General features: G+C 37.7%; 4 protein-coding genes and 1 pseudogene. All 5 read right to left on the reverse strand.

What is annotated here, in order from left to right; translation table 11 throughout:
- The coding region (locus ACFXI4_RS44575) for a hypothetical protein (RefSeq protein ID WP_385003405.1) at window positions 1-260 on the reverse strand (260 nt) is incomplete at its 3' end.
- Window positions 261-1,064: a hypothetical protein gene (locus ACFXI4_RS44580; RefSeq protein ID WP_385003408.1), complete on the reverse strand. Its 804-nt coding sequence runs from the start codon at window positions 1,062-1,064 to the stop codon at window positions 261-263. It abuts the gene before it with no gap.
- 53 nt (window positions 1,065-1,117) lie between these two features.
- Window positions 1,118-1,339 (reverse strand): hypothetical protein, encoded by a 222-nt coding sequence (locus ACFXI4_RS44585; protein ID WP_376642817.1) that lies wholly within the window; start codon window positions 1,337-1,339, stop codon window positions 1,118-1,120.
- Window positions 1,340-1,421: 82 nt separating this feature from the next.
- Entirely contained in the window at window positions 1,422-1,889 is a 468-nt protein-coding gene (locus ACFXI4_RS44590; protein WP_326194938.1) for a hypothetical protein, read from the reverse strand.
- A gap of 20 nt (window positions 1,890-1,909) precedes the next feature.
- Window positions 1,910-2,005 (reverse strand): annotated as a pseudogene (locus tag ACFXI4_RS44595) (hypothetical protein); the annotation flags it as partial.
- Window positions 2,006-2,028: the final 23 nt, after the last annotated feature.

Below are 2,028 nucleotides of genomic sequence, written 5' to 3' on the forward strand. Positions count from 1 at the left end.
GCTTCAGGTAAAATGTCCTTTGCGATTTTTGAAATGTCGAAATCTAGATTATGAATAAATACATGACAATCGTATTTTGTGGTATACTGTGAGAGAACCGTTTTCAGGTTTTTAAAAGTGTTTGTCGCACGGTATCTACTACCGTCATATAATCCGACGCGGAAGACTTCCCCAAAAAGTCCTCGCGTCTCAGTATCAAGCGTAAGTATCTTAACGGGTTTACTTGCGCTTTTTTCTTTATTCTCTTTTTCCTTACTCATTTAAAATCCACCTCTCCATCGTAAATCCTTCGCTAAACGTTTCGCCGTTTTGATATTTACTTGCGGGAGATATTTCTGAATTAAATCCCCAATAAATTGAGCCTTTTCTTCATTGTCATATAAAACCCTCATGCCTGCATTTATTGCAATTAATAAATCTTTATATCTCCTTAAATCGGCTTTTCCTTCATATAGCAAAATCCATGAATTCATATCAGCCAGTCTAAGAGAATCAAAATTTCTCATAAATGCTTTATGCTGTTTCCTTTTATTATTGGGGACAACATGCATACTTATTGTTCCTATTTCAGCGGGAAGTTTAGCACCTAAAAAACCTCTTATAGATTCGATAAGATAATCAACGCTCACATGTCTGTAAGACCGTTTTAAGTCCTCTATCACATTTGCATCCATCATTGTGTCGGTTTTTTCTTTCCAGTAAATCATTAAATAGGGTTCAGTAGCTTGTCGGGCTTTTCTTTCAGCCGCTTTTCTTTTTCTTTCTTCAGCCTTCGCCCGCTTATTTAATTCTTTGTTATACCATTCATTAAATCGTGATTCGCTCCAATACCTTTTTGCGGAATGTTCGGAGACTTTAAATCCTAACCGTTTAATTAATTCAGATCGTTCATTTGCAATTAAACTACGACTCTTTTTCTTAACAATTTTATTTACTGTGGCAGGTTTATTTTTTAATTCCTTTATAACCTTTTTGTCATTAATTCCGAATTTTTTCAAGGCAGCTATATTTTGTTTTTTCTGCTGTTTCTTCTTCAGCCGCTTTTTCTTCCCAATCAGTGACACCCCCTTTAAACACAAAAGTCACAGGGAAACGAATTTCCCTGTCAATTTAATATTTAAATGGCTTCTGCTTTTTGTGTCGGAATATAGCGAACAGAACCGCGTGACAGTTCGTCTTGTGCTTCAGCATGAAAATAGGAGACTATTGCAAGCATTTCTGAACGAGTGAAACTAATAATCTGTTGTGTATCGTCATCAAGCTTTTGAGCGAAACAATACATATTCTCCACTCTATCCTCTTTAATCTCTGTGCGGCGTTCTCCGTTGTCGAAAATCATTACGTTTTTATCCAAGTCTAGCAACCTCCGTATATAGTAATTTAATATAAGAAAAGCCGCCCCGATCGGAGCGACTATTTAATTAGTCCACAAGCGCAAGTGTCAATGTTTTAAAGCCGCGGCGGGTTTTAACTTCTTTTGGAACAACTTTTAATGGCTCGTCCGTCCAAGGACCTTGCCCTACAATCCCAATGATACGTTGTAGGGAGCTTGCTACGCCCTGAGATACACTGTGATAGCCTTGTCCGTCTGCTGTTAAAAGAACAACGCGCATTGCCTGAATTGTCTCTTTCGTGACTTCATCCTCTAATTCAACCGCATGGGCGACCATGTCTGTAATTTCAATTACTTCTCCGATATGGTCTGATAGAGAGTGTTCAGCGTTGCTTACCGCGTTGTAAAGTTTGATGCTGCTCTTTCTGTCCGTTGCCTGGATAGTTGAAAACATTTGTTGTGTACCTTGTTCAAAAATACTTGGTGATGCTGTTGCAATGTCCTCAGTTGCCAATACGTCAGTAGTGTTTTCAGTGTTTTTAATAGTGTTTGTCATTTTAAAATTCCCCCAAAGAATTAATTTTGTTTTAAGTATTCATTGAATTTTTCAGCTGACACGCGCCATTCTCGACCGACTTTGAAACCTTTAATTTCTCCGTTGTTCAGCATTTTGCGAGCCGTTTTTTAAGATATTT

It is taken from the genome of Streptomyces sp. NPDC059224 (assembly GCF_042754285.1).
GTDB lineage: Bacteria > Actinomycetota > Actinomycetes > Streptomycetales > Streptomycetaceae > Streptomyces.